Raw genomic sequence first — 17,137 nt, forward strand, 5'->3', positions numbered from 1 at the left:
TAGTCAAAAGTAGACCAGCCCGCCGGCTGCTTTCATGACGACCATCAGCCCATGCCATGATTTACAAAATGGTGGCCCGAACCCTGATTCCGGTTATCTTCGCCGTATGAATCCTGCATCCGGCAAATACATCATCTACATCGGCCTCGCGGTTGTGGCCGTTGGTGCGCTTATTTATTTTTTCGGGGATAAACTGAGGTGGCTGGGGCATCTGCCCGGCGATATCCGGATAGAAGGCAAAAACGGCGGCTTTTACTTTCCGATTGTAACCTGCATCCTTGTCAGCATCGTGCTGAATCTGGTCATCGCCCTGATCCGTAAATTCCTGTAGAGACGCAACATCTTGCGTCTCAGTACTACAAAATGTTGTTAGAGACGCAAGATGTTGCGTCTCTACGAATACGCCAATTTTATTCGTAGCGCCGGCTTGAAGGATTTCGCGTTGAGGTTTCCGTTACCTTTTTCAGATCACTGAGCTGATAGGTCATTTTATTGATGTAGTACACTTCCTTACCTGTTCCGTCGTGGCTCGACGAAAATTTCTGCATGCCGCAAGCGAGGAAATACTGCCCGTACCAGGCCATAATATGCTCATGATCCGATTGCAGCAGTTCGCCTTTCTTGTACATATCTTTCAGCGAAAAATTTTCCCGCTCTTTCAGCGTATTAGCCCCCTGAATTACTTCTGTATGGATTTTATCCTTATTCGGGTAAGCCAGGACCAGCTTATCATCCCGCTGCGAGACCTGTACTTTCTCGGTCAGTTCACTACTTTCAAGATCTTCAATGGGCAGGCAGTTATCCCACAACAGATTTCCCTGCCGGTCGAAGCCACACACAAAAGCGTGGGTGTAGCGATAGCCCTCGAAATAGCGGTCTGCCGTCCGGCTTACGTTCCCGGTATACGGCAAGGCGGTTCCGCGATACTGCGGATAGTAGACCTCTGCCAGTAAAACCAGGCCTTCGGGTGTCAGCATCGGGTCATGCACCAGCAGCCGGTAACGGAATTTATAGTCTTTCCCGGTTTCCTTGCGCTTCAGAATTTTGGCAATCAGCTTCTCCTGCCGCCGCGGCTTCATGTAGTTAAAGAAGTTTTTCAGCTGCGAAAATTCGACAAACTGAATGTTGTCGGGGTTGGCCGGGCCATTGTCAGCGGCGTGCACACGGGTGACATATACGCCCTGCGAATAGGGTGTGCAATCGGTCGAGTAATTGCCGATCAGCACCTGTTCCTGCTCGTTGACCCGCACCAGTTTACCGGAAATAAGGCTGCGTTCGGCTCCGTCGAACTCAACGGTTCGCAGCGGTTTGCTTTCATAAGTATAGGAACGCAGCGAAAACTGACATTTTTTTCGCATGGTATGCACAAGGACATGCACCTCGCGGCGGGCTTCATCAATTTCCAGACTACTGATTTCCTGATGGTTGGAATACAGCCCCGGCAGTACCTTCATGGTTTTGTCGAAAAACGAAAACGACATAACCACCGGCCGGTTGCGGTGATAGCCGCCGATGTAGGCCTGCCCGTTCAGCACCTTAAACTGCTGCACGTCAAGGCCATACAGCAACTCTCCTTCAAAGGTTTCAGTGATCCCGTCTTCCAGATTGATCCGGAAAAACAGGTATCGTTCCGAATCCGATTCGTGGAAAAGCCAGTACATGTACTCGGTATTATGAAACGACGTTACCGCATTGTATTTGTAGTCAGGCTTGTATTCGACCACCCATTGCTCTTTCAGGTCGGTTGTGTAGCGGATAAAGCGGAACTGCATCGGCGATGCGGCATAATACCCGCTGCGGCGCACAGTCAGCAGCGCCCCCCGTTCCTGCAGGGGAGTCATATCGAACGTCTCATCCTGATTGGCATCAGGCACAATCTCAATCCGTTTGGCCTGTTCAAACTGGGCCCAAACAGGCTGTGCCAGGCAACAACCCAGTAAACCAATGCCGAAAAGGAGACGTTGAAGCATATACTTGTTTTTGACTAAAAGACTTAAGTTACCGTTTTTCTACCAGTCAGCCCTCCTGTACCTGATGGTTTTGGTATGTATATGCGGATAACCGATTAAACGGGCGGATGGTTTTGGCCAGGTGATTACAGCTTATCCTATTCATTCTCATTTGAACAGGGTACTGGCAAATACTCATATAAACGTGTATAGCCCGGCTACTGGCATAATCTACCTATCACGCCCGGCTACAACATTCTGAATCCCCGCCGGACGAAAACCGGAGAAAGCTTAGTACTTTTGCGCCCATAAAAATACCACCGCTGAAGCGGTAGATGATGTAAATGGACATTCAGGACCAGCTTAAACAGGATATTCAACAAGCCATCAGCACCTTGTATGGCACGACCATCGACGAGGTAACGCTGCAACCGACCAAAAAAGAATTTGAAGGACTCTATACGTTCGTAACCTTCCCGCTCACCAAAGCCCTCCGCAAACCGCCGCACGTAATCGGGCAGGAAATCGGTGCCTGGTTGCAGGAAAACTCGCCGGTCGTCAGCCGTTTCAATGCTGTGCAGGGCTTTCTGAACCTGAGCATTGACGATGCCGTGTGGCTGTACGTGCTGAACAGCATTCTGGGTAACCCGACATTCGGTACTTTACCGAAGAAAAACGAATCGGTGATGGTTGAGTTTTCCTCACCGAATACCAACAAGCCGCTTCACCTCGGCCACCTCCGCAACAACTTCCTCGGCGATTCGGTCAGCCGGATTCTGGAAGCGAATGGCTATGATGTCGTAAAAGCATGTCTGGTCAACGACCGGGGGATTCACATCTGTAAGTCGATGCTGGCCTACCAGAAGTTCAGCAACGGCGAGACACCGGCATCGGCGGGGATGAAAGGTGACCACTTCATCGGTAAATATTACGTTTTGTTCGACAAGGCCTACAAAGCCGAAATCGAACAGCTGGTGGCCGGTGGCATGGATAAGGAAGTGGCCGAGAAAAAAGCCCCGCTGATGATGGAAGCGCAGGAAATGCTCCGGAAATGGGAACAGGGCGACGAAGCAACCGTAGCGCTCTGGAAGCAGATGAACGAGTGGGTGTTTGCCGGCTTTGACGAAACCTACCGCAAAATCGGGGTCAGCTTCGACAAAACCTACTACGAATCAAACACGTACCTGCTGGGTAAAGACGTAGTGGACGAAGGGCTGGAAAAAGGGGTTTTCTACCGTAAAGACGACAACTCTGTCTGGATTGATCTCACCAGCGAAGGCCTCGACCAGAAACTGGTGCTCCGGTCCGACGGCACATCGGTGTACATGACTCAGGATCTGGGCACGACCGATATTAAGTTTCAGGACTTCGGTACCAACCGCATGGTGTGGGTCGTGGGCAACGAGCAGGATTACCACTTTAACGTGCTGTTTGCCATCCTGAACCGGTTGGGGCGTTCCTATGCGCCAGGCTGTTACCACCTGTCGTATGGCATGGTTGACCTGCCGAGCGGTAAAATGAAATCGCGGGAAGGAACGGTCGTTGATGCCGATGACCTGATCCGCGAAGTAACCGCCGCCGCCGCCGAAGCTGCCGAGCAAGCCGCCAAAAGCCGGTACGACGACATGTCGGAAAACCAGCGGGACGCCCTGTTCCGGATGATTGGCCTGGGGGCCCTGAAATATTACCTGCTCAAGGTTGATCCGCAGAAACGGATGATGTTCAACCCTGCCGAGTCGGTTGACGTGCATGGCCATACCGGCCCGTTCATTCAGTACACACACACGCGGACGAAATCGGTTGAAGCAAAGGCGATGCAGAACGGCCTGCTGACCGGCCTGCTGACGCAGGTTGCTATTCCGGAAGGCGTTCAGTTACACGAACTTGAACAGCAGCTGATCTTTTTGCTAAGCCAGTATCCGCAGCGGATCGCTGATGCCGGAGCGGCCTACGCACCGTCGCAACTGGCCCAGTTTGCCTATGACCTGGCCAAGACCTATAACCAGTTCTATGCCGAGGTGTCGATCCTGCAGGAACCCGACGCCGGGAAAGCACAGATTCGTCTGGCAATTTCTCAGGCGGTCGGCCAAACCATTCGCAAGGTAATGTCGTTATTAGGCATTGAAGTACCTGACAAAATGTAAACCAAGACCAATGAAAAAGCCCATTCTGCTAACCATCGCTACCCTGGCGGTTATTGTTACGTTATCTAGTTTTATGTCGGTAACCCGTATCATCAAACACATTTTCAGCAACAAAAGCGCCGTGTATACGGCCCCTGCAAACATGGATTATGCTGGTACAAAATCGCTGTACGATTTCACAATGAAGTCGCTGGACGGCAAATCGGTAAACCTCGACAAGTTTAAAGGTAAAAAGGTCGTATTGCTCAACACAGCCTCTGCCTGTGGCTACACGCCACAGTATGCCGACTGGGAAAAATTCTATAAGGAACACGGCGATAAAGTGGTTGTTCTGGGCTTCCCGGCCAACAACTTCGGTAACCAGGAGTCTGGCTCTAACCAGGAAATTGCTTCGTTCTGCCAGAAAAATTACGGTGTCACCTTCCCGATGTTCGAAAAAATCGACGTGGTAGGTGATAACCAGCACCCGCTCTATCAGTGGTTGTCGAAAAAAGACCTGAACGGCTGGAACGACCAGGCCCCTAAGTGGAACTTCTGCAAATACGTGGTCGACGAAAAAGGTCAGGTAACCCACTTTTTTGCTTCTGCCGTGAAACCAACAGCGCCTGAATTCCTGAAGGCGGTTGGGCTGTAACAGAAATTTTTAAGCCTATTTGAATGAGTGAGTGGCAGAATCAGTAACTGATTGTGCTATTCACTCATTCATGTTTGAGACCTATATGAAAAGTTGGCTTGCTGCGGCCCGCCCGCGCACTCTCCCACTGGCTCTGGCCAGCATCATTCTTGGCAGTTTTTTAGCCGCTGCCGCCGGTCAATTCAGCTGGACAATTACCCTGCTGGCCTCTCTGACGACCATTTTTCTGCAAATCCTGTCCAACTTTGCCAACGACTATGGCGATGCCATTTCGGGTAAAGACACGGCCGAACGTGTTGGTCCGCGCCGCGCTGTGGCGACAGGCCTGATCACGAAGGAAGCCATGTTTAAAGGCATTGTAGTGACCTCGGGCCTATCGCTGATTACCGGCATCTGGCTCCTGATCGAAGCGACCGCACAGCCGGTCATTGCCACGTCCGATGCCACCGGCCCGTCGTATACGTTCTGGGTTTTTCTGGTGCTTGGCGTACTGTGTATTGCCGCCGCCATCGCCTACACCAACGGCAAGCGCCCCTATGGTTATGCCGGTTTCGGCGACATTGCGGTACTGATCTTTTTCGGCTGGGTCGGGGTGATGGGGACCTATTACCTGCAAACGCTGGCGTTTTCGCCAATCTTGTTATTGCCCGCCAGCAGTGTGGGCTTTTTTGCCACGGGTGTTCTGAATATCAACAATATCCGTGACATCGAAACCGATGCCAAAACCGGCAAAAATTCGATTCCGGTACGACTGGGCCGCGCCCGCGCCATTCAGTACCACTGGTTTCTGCTGCTGGGCGGCATGGTTATGGCGCTTATGTATTCGGTGCTGTCGGGCGCCCCGGTGATTGGCTACCTGTATGTGCTGTCGTTTCCGCTGTTCATCCTCAACGGCCGCGCCATTGCTACCCATACGCAGGCCGGTAGCCTCAACCCGCGGCTGGGTCAGCTGGCGTTATCGACGCTGCTGTTTGTGATTCTGTTCGGACTGGGACAGGTGTTGTAAATACAGTGGTGGCACGACTCTAAGTCGTGCCACCACTAAATCTTCTACTAAAAAGCAATAGACGAGCCCTAAACCTTCGGGGAGTTTTTTTAACAGCGTTCTCTATAGCTTCACAACCCGTCGCGTCACCTGCTTGCCGTTGACCTCAATGCGGATAAAGTACGTTCCGGCGGCGGCAGGGAGCTGTAGTTGGGTATGATGGGCATTGGCTGTTTTAAAGCCTTTGGTCTGCACGACCTGCCCCTGTGTATTCAGCACCGTCAGGGTAGCCGCCTGCGGGGTTGGTAAGGTCAGGTCTACCGACACCACGCCCGAGGTAGGATTCGGGTACACGGCCAGTTTGCCGCCCGCGAGTTCTTCAGTTCCCATGATTACCTGCACGGTCACCACGGCCTGACCCGTCACCATGCCAGCCCCGCAGTTGTTCTCTACCCGCTGAATCTGATAGGTGGTTGTGGCTTGTGGCTGTACTGTCAGGGTAACCGGCGAAGTAATGGCAGAAAAGGCCGTTCCGTCGCTCAGGACACCTTTCCACGGCCCGTCGCCGGTAAAGGTAATCGATAGCGGGGTGCTGCTGCCCTGCATGATGGTTGCCGTGCCGCTAAGACTGGCCATCGACAGCCCTTTCACGGCAAACGTGGCACTCTCCACCGATTCGGCAAAATCTACCGATTTGGTCACCACACGGTAGCGGTAGCCGTTGCCCGCCGGCAAGGCGGCGGGTATAGTGGCGCGCAGGTTCTGGCGGGTGCCGCTGCCGATGACTGTCGGCGCGTCAAACCGGCCGGCCGCATCCGAAAGCTGAATGTCATACGTCCACTGATCGGCTTTAGTTGAGTTTTCGGCCGTAATCAGAATCGGGAAGCTGGTACCGACGCAAACCGACGTTGCCGGAGGAGCTGCCGGTACGATGCGAGGTTTTGGCATAACGCTGAGCTGGAACTCATCGCGGAGGCAATTCAGCGGATCCGTTACGACAAAATTGGCCGGCTGCGTGGGCGAAACCGTAATGGACCGGCCCGTTTGACCCGACTGCCAGCGGTACTCGCCCGGCCACGACGCCTGCAATTCGCGCTGCTCGCCGTATTCCAGCGATAGCCGCTGCGTCCGGTTTGTGTTTTTCAGGATCGTAAACTGGTCGCCGATCTGCCCGGTGCTGGTCAGCCATTTCACGTCCATACGGTTGTCGTTCATGTCGATCAGCACCGAGCCGCCCACGGTAGTATTGCTGTAGGCCATGGCCACATGCGGATAATCGGCCGCCACGGCCTGATCCATCTGCCCGCCCGAGCCGGCCACGATGTAGACGGTGCCCTCCCCTTTTGTCAGCATCGGGCAGCTGTTCGGCGTACCGTCGTACCGCCCGTTGGTTTGTTCGGCCAGGTCGGTGTTTTTTGTAAACGATGTCGACGGTCCTTTCAGCCCCCGCAACCGGTACGAGCGTTCGTAGAGATGACTATGGCCTGAGAGCACCAGATCCACGCCATAGCGTTCCAGAATACCGGTCAGGTTTTCGCGGATCAGGATCAACTCAGTTTCGGCATCCGAGTTGTGTGAACCTTTTGAGTAGGGCGGGTGGTGAAAATAGACTACTTTCCAGGGCTGTTTAGTGGCCGCCAGATCCCGTTTAAGCCATTGTACCTGCGTGCCGGTCGTATCAGCCAGCCGCCATAGACCGGCTTCGTAGCCATACGAATCGAGGGCGACAAAATGCACGTTGCCGTAGTCGTAAGAATAATATTGTTTTGAGCCGGACGCCAGCCCGCCCGCTTCTCCCTTTTGCGGAGTACTGAAATTGGTGAAATACGGCAGGTCCCGCACATTAGCGTTGTTGCCGTAATCGTGGTTTCCCGGCACTGGCCAGAACGGCAGATTGGGCAGCGTTTTGGTATAGACGTTAAAGACAAACTGCTGGAACTGTTCATCATATCCGGCCGAATAGGCATTATCGCCCAGCCACAGCCACAGGTTTGCCGGATTCTGCGTCGCTACTTTTTTATACTGCTCATAGGTTGCAAACTGATTGTCGGTACCACACCCGAAATCGCCGAGCGCCCAGATCCGGAACGGACGACGGTCACCGGCTGGCAGGGCCGTTTTAAAGGTATAATCCGTGCCGTAGGCAATTTTCACGTCCGGCTGTCCGACCGCATAGTAATACATTGTCGCCGGCTGGAGGCCGGTAAGCGAGACAATGTGTTCGGTGGCAGGCTGTGCTTCAGACGCGATTGCCGTCATCTGATCGGGATTCGTGCCATACCAGACTTGACCGGCCACGGCCTTATCGGTTCGCCAGCGGACAGTGATACCCGTTGGCGTAACTACCTGCAGGTAGGGAATCCGGGTCAGGTACGCGATGGATTGCTGTGCCATCGCCGGTAAGCTGTTGAGAATGATTAGAAATGTAATGTATAAGTTCTTGTGCATAGGAAGATCAGGACGGAAACCGCAAGATGCAACAAAGCTACAAACGAACCTTCTTTTTTACAGCACCATTCGGGAAGTTCCTGCCAGGTTGGTAATTCGTAGGGGCAACCCCACGTGGTTGCCCGCCCACGTAGTTGCCCGCCCACGTAGTTGCCCGCCCACGTAGTTGCCCGCCCACGTAGTTGCCCGCCCACGTAGTTGCCCGCCCACGTAGTTGCCCGCCCACGTAGTTGCCCGCCCACGTAGTTGCCCGCCCACGTAGTTGCCCGCCCACGTAGTTGCCCGCCCACGTAGTTGCCCGCCCACGTAGTTGCCCGCCCACGTAGTTGCCCGCCCACGTAGTTGCCCGCCCACGTAGTTGCCCGCCCACGTAGTTGCCCGCCCACGTAGTTGCCCGCCCACGTAGTTGCCCGCCCACGTAGTTGCCCGCCCACGTAGTTGCCCGCCCACGTAGTTGCCCGCCCACGTAGTTGCCCGCCCACGTAGTTGCCCGCCCACGTAGTTGCCCGCCCACGTAGTTGCCCGCCCACGTAGTTGCCCGCCCACGTAGTTGCCCGCCCACGTAGTTGCCCGCCCACGTAGTTGCCCGCCCACGTAGTTGCCCGCCCACGTAGTTGCCCGCCCACGTAGTTGCCCGCCCACGTAGTTGCCGGTACAGTTGATAGAATACGATTTTGGGCGTACATTACCATCAAAAACATGAAACAACTTGTCTACCCAGCCCTTGTACTGCTAACAGCTGCTGCCTGCCAACGGGGGACTGTCCCGAACGCAAAACGCGTCGTCATCACCGGCATCGATGCCACGAAAAAGCCGGGCAATGATTTTTTCACCTACGCCAACGGCATCTGGAACGATACGGCTCAGATTCCGGCCAGTCAGGCGGGGGTTGGCTCCTACTCTTTCCTCAATTATCCGCAGCGGATCCGGTTGCAGGGAATTCTGGACAGCGTGTCGGCAAGTCCGCAGCCCAAAGGCAGTCTGGAGCAGAAAGTGGGCGATTTTTATGCGTCCGGCATGGATACCACCGCGATCAACAAGCGAGGTTATGACCCGATCAAGCCCCTCCTCGCCCGCATCGATGCGCTGAAAGACGTTCCTGACATGCTGGCGCTGATTGCCAGTGAACACAAGGAAGGCAACCGCTCGGTTATTGGGTTTTACGTTGGCCCTGACAACCGGCAGAGCAGCATCAACATTGCCCAGTTCCAGCAAACCGGCATCGGGCTGCCCGAACGCGATTATTATTTTAAAACAGATTCGTCGACCCTCGGCATCCAGCAAGCCTACCGTACCTACCTGACCCGCTTGTTTGAACTGACCGGAGCGGCTAAAACCACCGCCGAAAACGGGGCTGCCGTTGTGTATAACCTTGAGAAACAACTGGCCGGCGCTCACCGGACCAACATTGAGCGGCGTGACGTAAAGGCCAACTACAATAAACTGGCCGTTGCCGACCTGGCCACGAAGCATCCGACACTAGCCTGGCCGACGCTGTTACAGCACCTGGGCGTACAGGTCGATTCGGTGAACGTCGCCCAACCGGGCTACTACGACAAACTGAATGAACTGCTCACCGCCGTTCCGCTGGCAGACTGGCAGCTCTATCTGAAAGCCCGTGCCCTCACCAATTACGCCAATTACCTGAGCCAGCCGTTTGTGGATGCGGCGTTTGCCTATACGAAAGTGCTGACGGGACAGGCCGTTAAGAAAACGAGGGCCGAAGAAATGACCCAGGCCGTCGACGGATCATTGGGCGAAGCTCTGGCGCAACTCTATGTCAAAAAGTATTTTCCGGAAGATGCGCGGAAGCGGATGGCGGTTCTGGTCGATAATCTCAAAAAAGCGTTTGAGACCCGCATTACCAAACTGGACTGGATGAGTGATTCTACAAAAGCACGGGCAAAGGAAAAACTGTATGCCTTTACCGAAAAAATCGGCTATCCGGACAAATGGCGGGATTACTCAGCGGTTGAGATTCAGCGGGGAGCTTATTTCGAAAACCGCCTGGCCACCAATAAGAATGACTATCTGTATAATGTGGCCAAAACCGGCAGGAAGGTTGACCGCACCGAATGGCATACCACCCCACCCACCGTAACGGCCTACAACAATCCGCCGCTCAATGAGATTGTCTTTCCGGCCGGTATCCTGCAACCGCCTTATTTTGATGTGAATGCCGACGATGCGCTGAATTACGGCGGTATCGGCATGGTAATCGGCCACGAAATCACCCACTCGTTCGACGATCAGGGAGCCCAGTACGACAAATACGGCAATGTGGCCAACTGGTGGACGAAAGCCGATTACGCCAAGTTTAAAGCCCGAACCCAACAGGTAATTGACCAGTATAACCAGTTTACGGTACTGGATTCAGTACACGTAAAAGGCGCTCTGACGGTTGGCGAAAATACGGCCGACATCGCCGGTGTGGCCATTGCCTACGACGCCTTTAAACTGACTGAACAAGGGAAAAGCACCAAGAAACTGGACGGTTTCACCCCTGACCAGCGTTTTTTCATCTCAATTGCACGGATCTGGCGTGTAAAAACGCGGAATGCCTACATGGGTATGTACGTCAATACCAACCCGCATTCACCGGCTAAATGGCGTGTCAACGGGCCGCTGATGAATTTCACCCCGTTCTACAAAGCCTTTAATGTACAGCCGGGCGACAAAATGTATAAGCCCGAAAAAGACCGGATCACGGTCTGGTAAGTAAGGATCAATCCGGAGGTATTTCACACCTCCGGATTCTTTTTTTTATGTTGCGGGTTAAACCAGTAGCGGCGCCAAAGCCATGTCTCATCCATTAACTGTATGCCGTCAAATACCGGAAAGTGTATCTGTTTACGTACAGTTTTAAGGCCTTTTTTTGCCCTATGCAAACAGAATTAACGTTTTTGCCCCAAATCGCCCGAATCCGGCAGGATACACCGGGCTGTAGCGATGATACCCTGTTTATGAACAGTGCCGGGGCGTCATTGATGCCTGAGCCCGTTTTATCAGCCATGCTGCACCACCTTCAGTTAGAAAACCGGTTGGGTGGCTATGGGGCTGAGCGGCAACAGGCGGGGCAGATTGCCCGCTTTTACGACGAAACAGCGCTGCTGCTCAATACAAAGCCTGATAACATTGCCTATGCCTACAGCGCAACGGATGCCTTTATCCGTGCCATGTCATCCATACCGTTTCGCGAGGGTGATACAATACTGACCACAACGAATGATTATATTTCCAATCAGCTGGTTTTTCTTTCCCTGCAAAAGCGGCTCGGTATACAATTGATTCGGATTAATGACCTCCCGAACGGAGACCTGGACCTGACGCATCTGGAGGAGCTGATACGCCGGCACAGCCCGCGTCTGGTTGCCGTTACCCATATACCTACTAATTCCGGAATTGTATTACCTGCCGAAGCAATCGGGCAGCTTTGTCATCAGTATGACGCCTGGTATTTGCTCGATGCGGCGCAGTCGGTGGGGCAACTGCCGCTGGATGTTGCCCGGATCCGGCCCGATTTTCTGGTAGCCACAGGGCGCAAATTTCTGCGGGGGCCGCGCAATACTGGTTTTTTGTACCTCTCCGACAAGGCGCTACAAGCCGGCCTTACTCCGTTGTTTGTCGACCGCAGGGGTGCCATATGGACAGCACCGGATCAGTTTGACATTCAGCCGACTGCCCGTCGTTTTGAACCACAGGAAATTTCGCTTCTGATTATGGGGCTGGCCGAAGCTATTCGCTATGCCAACCAGATTGGTATCCAACAGATTGCGGCCCATAATCAGCTTTTGATGCAGGAGCTCCGGAACGGCCTTGCTCCTATCCCGGGGCTCACGCTGACGGACCGTGGCTCGGTGCAGAGTAATATCCTGACCTTTCACGCTGCGAACAAATCCCTTCCCGTGCTCGAAAATAATTTACGTCAGGCGGGTATTGTTTTCACGGCTCAGCAATCACAGGCAGCGCTGATCGATTTTCAGCGCAAGGGTATTGACTGGATTATCCGCCTGTCTCCGCATTATTTCAACACCAGTGACGAAATCGCAGCCGTGTGCCGGATCATTTCCCGCTGTCTGGAATAGGCAGGGGCGACCCCACAGGGTTACGGTCTTGTTTTGGTTTTCCGGATGGCAACCGGCACGCAGAGATTTGGCGGACAGTCGCAGCTGACGGACAACGTGACCGTTACGTCGCGGAAACACCCCAGAGCATTGAACACCCGTACCGTGTAGGTTTTCGCCTGATTCAGTGTGCTGGCAATAACCCCACCGGCGGGCACCGGAACCGGCGCGGGCTGAAGTGCCGCTGCCGCGTTAAACGATGTTCCTTCCGAGTATTGGTACATAAACTGACCGGTGTTGCTGCCCAAACCGGACAGACGCAGTGAGCCGTTTGCCTGTGGCTGGTTAGTAAGGCAGGTCGGGCGGGTCGCGACAACGTCGTAGAGCGGAATACTGTCTGACTCAATAAAGATCGGACAGCAGGTCAGATCAGGACACTGCACATTCCCCTTGTAGCCGATCACCCGGTACTCACCGAGAGCAGTGGCGGTAAAGCTCGTCAGCAGACCATCATATACTTTTTCGGTGCCTCGGTACCATTCGTAGCGGGTATAGCCGGCCGGAGCCGTCAGCTCAATCATCACCGGATCGCCCGGACAAACGTTAACGGGTACCGATAAACAAACCTGCGATACCTGCCCGCCTGCATTGGCCGATGCATAGACCACTCCTTCATTGACAATGCTGACCGAATACACCAGAGTTGCCGTACTGCTAGCCGGCAGCGTACCGACGTTCCAGAGGCTGGTCAGTGAGTTTGGCGAGAAAGCCCCCTGTGATACATTGACCGACCCCGGCACAATTACGCCCCCCCCAACTGAATCACGGACAGCAACCGCACTGGCCGCCACAGGACCGGTATTGGCAACCACCACCGTAAATGTAACGAGGCTACCCAACTGCGCCTTCGTAGCCGAAACGAACTTCTGCACCGAAACCTGCGGCCCAAGTACAGACAAACTCATGGACACCGATGCCGTACAGCCTTCCGGCGTGGTACAGGTGGCCGAATAAGCTGTTGTAACAGTCGGCGAAACAACCTGACTGACCCCGGTCAACGAATTGGACCAGGCCACGGTGCCGCTTTGGCAGCCATTGGCGAGCAGGGTTGTACTGGAGCCTGACGCCAGCGTTGAGCCGGTGGCCGACGTGAGCGTCAGTGAAACCGGTACGTCTTCGATCACCAGCGGACAGCAGGACTGTTGCTGACATACGCCGGTACCGTCATCAACCAGCACCTTATATTCACCGGCAGTAGTGGCCGTATAACTGTTCAGCGGTCCTTCCTGCACCAGCGCAGTGCCATTGTAGAATTTATAATTACTGTATCCGGCCGGCGCATTGACCTGCACGACATAACCACTTCCCGGACAAACAAGGATGGGTATGGATGTGCAAACCTGTGTCGTATCCACGTTCTGGATGGTACTGGTAACGTTTACTACCCCCTCCCCGACCACACTGGCCGAGTAGGTTAACGTAGCTGAGGCATTGGCCGGTAAGGTGGCAAACGCCCAGGTATTGGTCGGAATGCCGGCCGTAAAGGTGCCGGTTGATGCAGTGGCCGAATTAGGAATGTAGTTTGCTTTCGCCGAAATGTACTCTTCCACCACCACATTATTAGCGGCAGCATTCCCTGTATTGGAGACAATGACGGTATAGGTAAGCACATCCCCAATCCTGGCCCGCGCCTTACTGACCATGGTTATCAGCGAGAGTTTAGGTACCGGCTGTACGGTTACCGTCCGGGATGCGGTTGCCTGGCAGTTATCACCTACCGTGCAGGTGGCCGAATAGGTTGTTGTCTGAAGCGGCAGCACTACAATCTGCGTCCGGCCGTTGTCGGCTGTGCCCGTCGACCAGTGCATTGTACCGTAATCGCAGCCGGCCGCCGTCAACGTTACGGTACTTCCTTCACTGACGGTTGTGGCCGCCGAAGCCGTAATGGTCAGCGAGGGCACAGGTACGACCGTAATGGTGGCCGTGGTTGAAGCTACTGACGAACTCTCTGTGCAGGTAATTTTAAACGGAATAAGGGTTGGCGTCTGAACGCCCGATGGCGTCTGAAAACCAATCGAAGGTGTTGGCCCTCCGATACTTACACCATTTCCTTCCCACGAGATAGCCCCCGTACATCCGGTTGAGACTAACGTTGCCATCTGTCCCGTACAGGCGGTAACCGAAGCAACACTGATGGATGGCGGCGCTGTTAAGTAAGCATTCGCGCCTAATACTTTTACATTAGCGAACAGTAGCAGCCAGAGGCTAAATAGCATTGCCTTTGTAACAGTTCTGAAAAGTGCATAAACGTTCTGAGTGTAATAAATGGGCATAACCTTAGCTTCTTGAAAAGAGAGAATATAAACGAATTACATATTCGTCATAACCTTATCAAAAGGAATGCCATTTACATTCTCACAAATGTTTTTCTTTATGTCTATTTATCAGTTATCATACCCGTTATACAATAAATAGTTACATAAAAAACAATCACCTATGCACTGATAAAATAGTAAACAAGCTGATAATTAAGCCAATGACAGCTCAGGGGAATTCTTCTTTTATACCCCGGTTTATTTTTTATTTTTTTTCAATCCTGTCGTAAAATGCTGGGTTGAGTCGGCTTGTAAGCGGGCGCCGGAGCTGCCGAATGAATAAAAGTACCGGGTTCCCGGCTCGAGGTTGCTCAGAGTTATGTAATGATCCGTGAGTTGCTGGTTATTGAAGATCGCGCCATTCAGCTGGTTCATCCGGAGGCCATACAAAACCCGGCTGTTAGCGGGGCCGTCGGTATGCCAGCAAATGGTCACACTGTTTTCTGTCAGATTCTGAATATAGGGGCCTTTGACGATCCGGGGCGGAACGGCAAACAGGATACATAAATAAGCTACAGGTAAGAGTTTATTCATCTTTTTTTGAGTTAAGTCGTTTTGCATGCAGGGTTACGGCGCATAACCGGCTCTTTTTTGACATTTTTTTAATCTGAGGCCGCAAGTTACCGGCATCTTTCTGACCTAAGCCTATATAACCCCGACAAAATACCTTGATTTTAGAAGCAGAACTGATACCCCGACTCCGGAAAGGCGACGAAAAAGCCTTCCGTTACCTGGTAGAGACCTACCAGCGTCGGGTCTATAATACGATTCTGGCTCTGGTACAAAACGCAGAAGAAGCGGAAGACATTGCGCAAGAGGTGTTTGTCGAAGTTTATGAGACGATTACGGCCTTTCGGGGGGAAGCGAAGCTATCTACCTGGCTTTACCGGATTGCTACGTCAAATGCCCTGAAAGCCATCCAGAAAAAGAAGGCACAGAAGCGGTTTTCGTTTTTGAGCAGTTTGTTCGGAGCGAACAACGAGGTGATTTACCACCCGCCTGATTTTCATCATCCGGGGGTAGCTCTGGAAGACAAGGAACAAATGCAGCACTTATTTGCTGCCATTGCCCAACTCGCCGATAAACAAAAAATAGCCTTTACCCTCCATCATCTGGATGGGCTGAGCTACCAGGAAATTGCCGAGGTCATGCAAACGTCTCTTTCTTCGGTTGAATCGCTGATTCACCGGGCCAAACAAAATTTAAAGAAGCAACTGAAATACATTCTAATCTTTCATTGAATATGTACGCATCACAAGACGATAACTGGAACGAGCTGTTTGGCAAACTGGGTAAACTGCCCCCCGCCGAACCCAAACCGTTTTTTTATACACGGGTGAAGGCCCGCCTCGATAACCGTCAGGCAAGGCCCGTCAGCTGGCTGCTCAATCCGGCGTATGCCATTGCGGCCCTGAGCCTGCTGGTACTGATCAACGTGGCTGTGGCGGTAAACCATGGCAGCAACGACCTGACGCAAACTGAATCAACAACCTATGACGGCTTTGTAGCCGAATACCATCTTCTTCAATTTAACTGGGATGCCAATGAATGAGAAATCAAAAACCCGCCTGTTGACTGGTATCATTATCGTGCTGGTTGCCCTCAACGCCGCCTTACTGGCGTGGCTGTACATGGGCCCGAAACACCCGCCCCGCTGGCGTGGCGGAAACCGGTGGAACTCATTTTTAGCCGATACACTCAAGTTTTCACCGGAACAGCGTGTTCAGTTTGATACCCTGCGCAAACAGTATTTCAGAGAGACTATGCCCATGGCCAAAGACCTGAAAAAAGCGCGTCAGGAGTTTTATAAGCTCCTTGATGATACCACGCTGACGGAAGCACAACTTACCGAGAAGGCGTCGGTGATTAACAACCGGGTAGCCGGTATGGATGTCATTACCCTGCTGCACTTCCGGAAAGTAGCGGCCATCTGTACACCGGTTCAGCGCGAAAAACTAAAAAAGATCCTGATCGAAATGCCGTTTGTCGACCGTGGCATGGGGCGCGGCGGCGGCCCTCCGTTCGGCGGCTGGCGTAAACATGAAAAACATTAATTTTTTTTCGCTACCGCCGCAAGTTTCACCAGCCGAATCGTCCTAAGACATAAATACTAAACACAATCATGAAAAAAGTAATCTTAGCAGCCAGTTTGCTGGCCACCTTAACCATCAGCCAGAGTTTTGCCCAGGACCAGCCACGCCGCGAAGGCCGTCGCGACAGCACCAACCGTGGCGGTGGCCGCGGCGGGATGATGCGCGACATGGCGCAGGTGGAAGAAAAAGACCTGCCACAAAGCATTAAGGATTATGTTAAGAAAGAGTTTGCCAGTGCAGAATTCCGTCGTGCCGGTAAAAGTACGGAAGGCCAGTACATGGTCATGATGACCGAAGGCGAAAAGCGCCTGATGCTGACTTTTGACGAAAAAGGTGTTTTCGTGAGCAAGCGCGAAATGCAGGGTCGCCCGGGTGGCGGCGGCAATGGCGGCGGGCAACGCAACAAATAATTCCCGTATCGGTTTATGGATGAGGCAGTACCCGC

15 protein-coding genes are annotated in these 17,137 nt (G+C 53.2%); 10 read left to right on the forward strand and 5 right to left on the reverse strand.

Going from position 1 to position 17,137, the window contains the following annotated elements:
- The first annotated feature begins 106 nt into the window (after nt 1-106).
- On the forward strand, nt 107-331 hold the full coding sequence (locus tag BLX24_RS03115) for a DUF2905 domain-containing protein (protein WP_071501803.1): 225 nt from the start codon (nt 107-109) through the stop codon (nt 329-331).
- A gap of 79 nt (nt 332-410) precedes the next feature.
- Here BLX24_RS03115 and BLX24_RS03120 read toward each other — a convergent pair whose 3' ends face one another.
- A complete protein-coding gene (locus BLX24_RS03120; RefSeq protein ID WP_071501577.1) occupies nt 411-1,970 on the reverse strand; it encodes a hypothetical protein in 1,560 nt (519 codons plus the stop codon).
- A 323-nt stretch (nt 1,971-2,293) separates the two neighbouring features.
- Between BLX24_RS03120 and argS the strand changes: the two genes are divergently transcribed.
- The 3 genes from argS to BLX24_RS03135 all read left to right on the forward strand — a co-directional run bounded on the left by argS (nt 2,294) and on the right by BLX24_RS03135 (nt 5,733).
- The gene (gene argS, locus BLX24_RS03125) at nt 2,294-4,093 is read left to right on the forward strand and encodes an arginine--tRNA ligase (RefSeq protein WP_071501578.1); all 1,800 of its coding nucleotides are present in this window, start codon (nt 2,294-2,296) and stop codon (nt 4,091-4,093) included.
- Between the two features lie 10 nt (nt 4,094-4,103).
- The gene (locus BLX24_RS03130) at nt 4,104-4,727 is read left to right on the forward strand and encodes a glutathione peroxidase (protein WP_071501579.1); all 624 of its coding nucleotides are present in this window, start codon (nt 4,104-4,106) and stop codon (nt 4,725-4,727) included.
- A gap of 85 nt (nt 4,728-4,812) precedes the next feature.
- Nucleotides 4,813-5,733, forward strand: a complete 921-nt coding sequence (locus BLX24_RS03135) for a 1,4-dihydroxy-2-naphthoate polyprenyltransferase (protein ID WP_071501804.1) — start codon at nt 4,813-4,815, stop codon at nt 5,731-5,733.
- 102 nt (nt 5,734-5,835) lie between these two features.
- On the opposite strand, the gene BLX24_RS03140 is transcribed toward BLX24_RS03135, so the two are convergent.
- Complete coding sequence (locus BLX24_RS03140; protein WP_071501580.1) at nt 5,836-8,160, reverse strand: metallophosphoesterase; 2,325 nt, start codon at nt 8,158-8,160, stop codon at nt 5,836-5,838.
- Nucleotides 8,161-8,217: 57 nt separating this feature from the next.
- Nucleotides 8,218-8,802, reverse strand: coding sequence for a toxin-antitoxin system YwqK family antitoxin (locus BLX24_RS03145; protein WP_143092548.1), 585 nt, complete (start codon nt 8,800-8,802; stop codon nt 8,218-8,220).
- 57 nt (nt 8,803-8,859) lie between these two features.
- Here BLX24_RS03145 and BLX24_RS03150 point away from each other — a divergent pair, with 57 nt between their 5' ends.
- Together BLX24_RS03150 and BLX24_RS03155 are read left to right on the forward strand one after the other, a co-directional pair.
- Nucleotides 8,860-10,878 (forward strand): M13 family metallopeptidase, encoded by a 2,019-nt coding sequence (locus tag BLX24_RS03150; protein WP_071501582.1) that lies wholly within the window; start codon nt 8,860-8,862, stop codon nt 10,876-10,878.
- A gap of 164 nt (nt 10,879-11,042) precedes the next feature.
- Nucleotides 11,043-12,245 (forward strand): aminotransferase class V-fold PLP-dependent enzyme, encoded by a 1,203-nt coding sequence (locus BLX24_RS03155; protein ID WP_071501805.1) that lies wholly within the window; start codon nt 11,043-11,045, stop codon nt 12,243-12,245.
- 20 nt (nt 12,246-12,265) lie between these two features.
- Here BLX24_RS03155 and BLX24_RS03160 read toward each other — a convergent pair whose 3' ends face one another.
- A complete protein-coding gene (locus BLX24_RS03160) occupies nt 12,266-14,383 on the reverse strand; it encodes a DUF11 domain-containing protein (RefSeq protein ID WP_177225763.1) in 2,118 nt (705 codons plus the stop codon).
- A 414-nt stretch (nt 14,384-14,797) separates the two neighbouring features.
- On the reverse strand, nt 14,798-15,133 hold the full coding sequence (locus tag BLX24_RS03165) for a fibronectin type III domain-containing protein (RefSeq protein ID WP_177225764.1): 336 nt from the start codon (nt 15,131-15,133) through the stop codon (nt 14,798-14,800).
- Between the two features lie 134 nt (nt 15,134-15,267).
- On the opposite strand from BLX24_RS03165, the gene BLX24_RS03170 reads away from it, so the two are divergent.
- The 4 genes from BLX24_RS03170 to BLX24_RS03185 all read left to right on the forward strand — a co-directional run bounded on the left by BLX24_RS03170 (nt 15,268) and on the right by BLX24_RS03185 (nt 17,102).
- Nucleotides 15,268-15,840, forward strand: a complete 573-nt coding sequence (locus BLX24_RS03170) for an RNA polymerase sigma factor (RefSeq protein WP_229201681.1) — start codon at nt 15,268-15,270, stop codon at nt 15,838-15,840.
- Between the two features lie 2 nt (nt 15,841-15,842).
- Nucleotides 15,843-16,151: a hypothetical protein gene (locus tag BLX24_RS03175; protein ID WP_071501585.1), complete on the forward strand. Its 309-nt coding sequence runs from the start codon at nt 15,843-15,845 to the stop codon at nt 16,149-16,151.
- Nucleotides 16,144-16,653 carry a Spy/CpxP family protein refolding chaperone gene (locus BLX24_RS03180; protein WP_071501586.1) on the forward strand — a complete coding sequence of 170 codons (510 nt, stop codon included), beginning with the start codon at nt 16,144-16,146 and terminating at the stop codon, nt 16,651-16,653. Before BLX24_RS03175 ends, BLX24_RS03180 begins: the two co-directional genes overlap by 8 nt.
- Nucleotides 16,654-16,721: 68 nt before the next feature.
- Nucleotides 16,722-17,102: a hypothetical protein gene (locus BLX24_RS03185; RefSeq protein WP_071501587.1), complete on the forward strand. Its 381-nt coding sequence runs from the start codon at nt 16,722-16,724 to the stop codon at nt 17,100-17,102.
- Nucleotides 17,103-17,137: the final 35 nt, after the last annotated feature.

It is taken from the genome of Arsenicibacter rosenii (assembly GCF_001870735.1).
Taxonomy (GTDB): domain Bacteria; phylum Bacteroidota; class Bacteroidia; order Cytophagales; family Spirosomataceae; genus Arsenicibacter; species Arsenicibacter rosenii.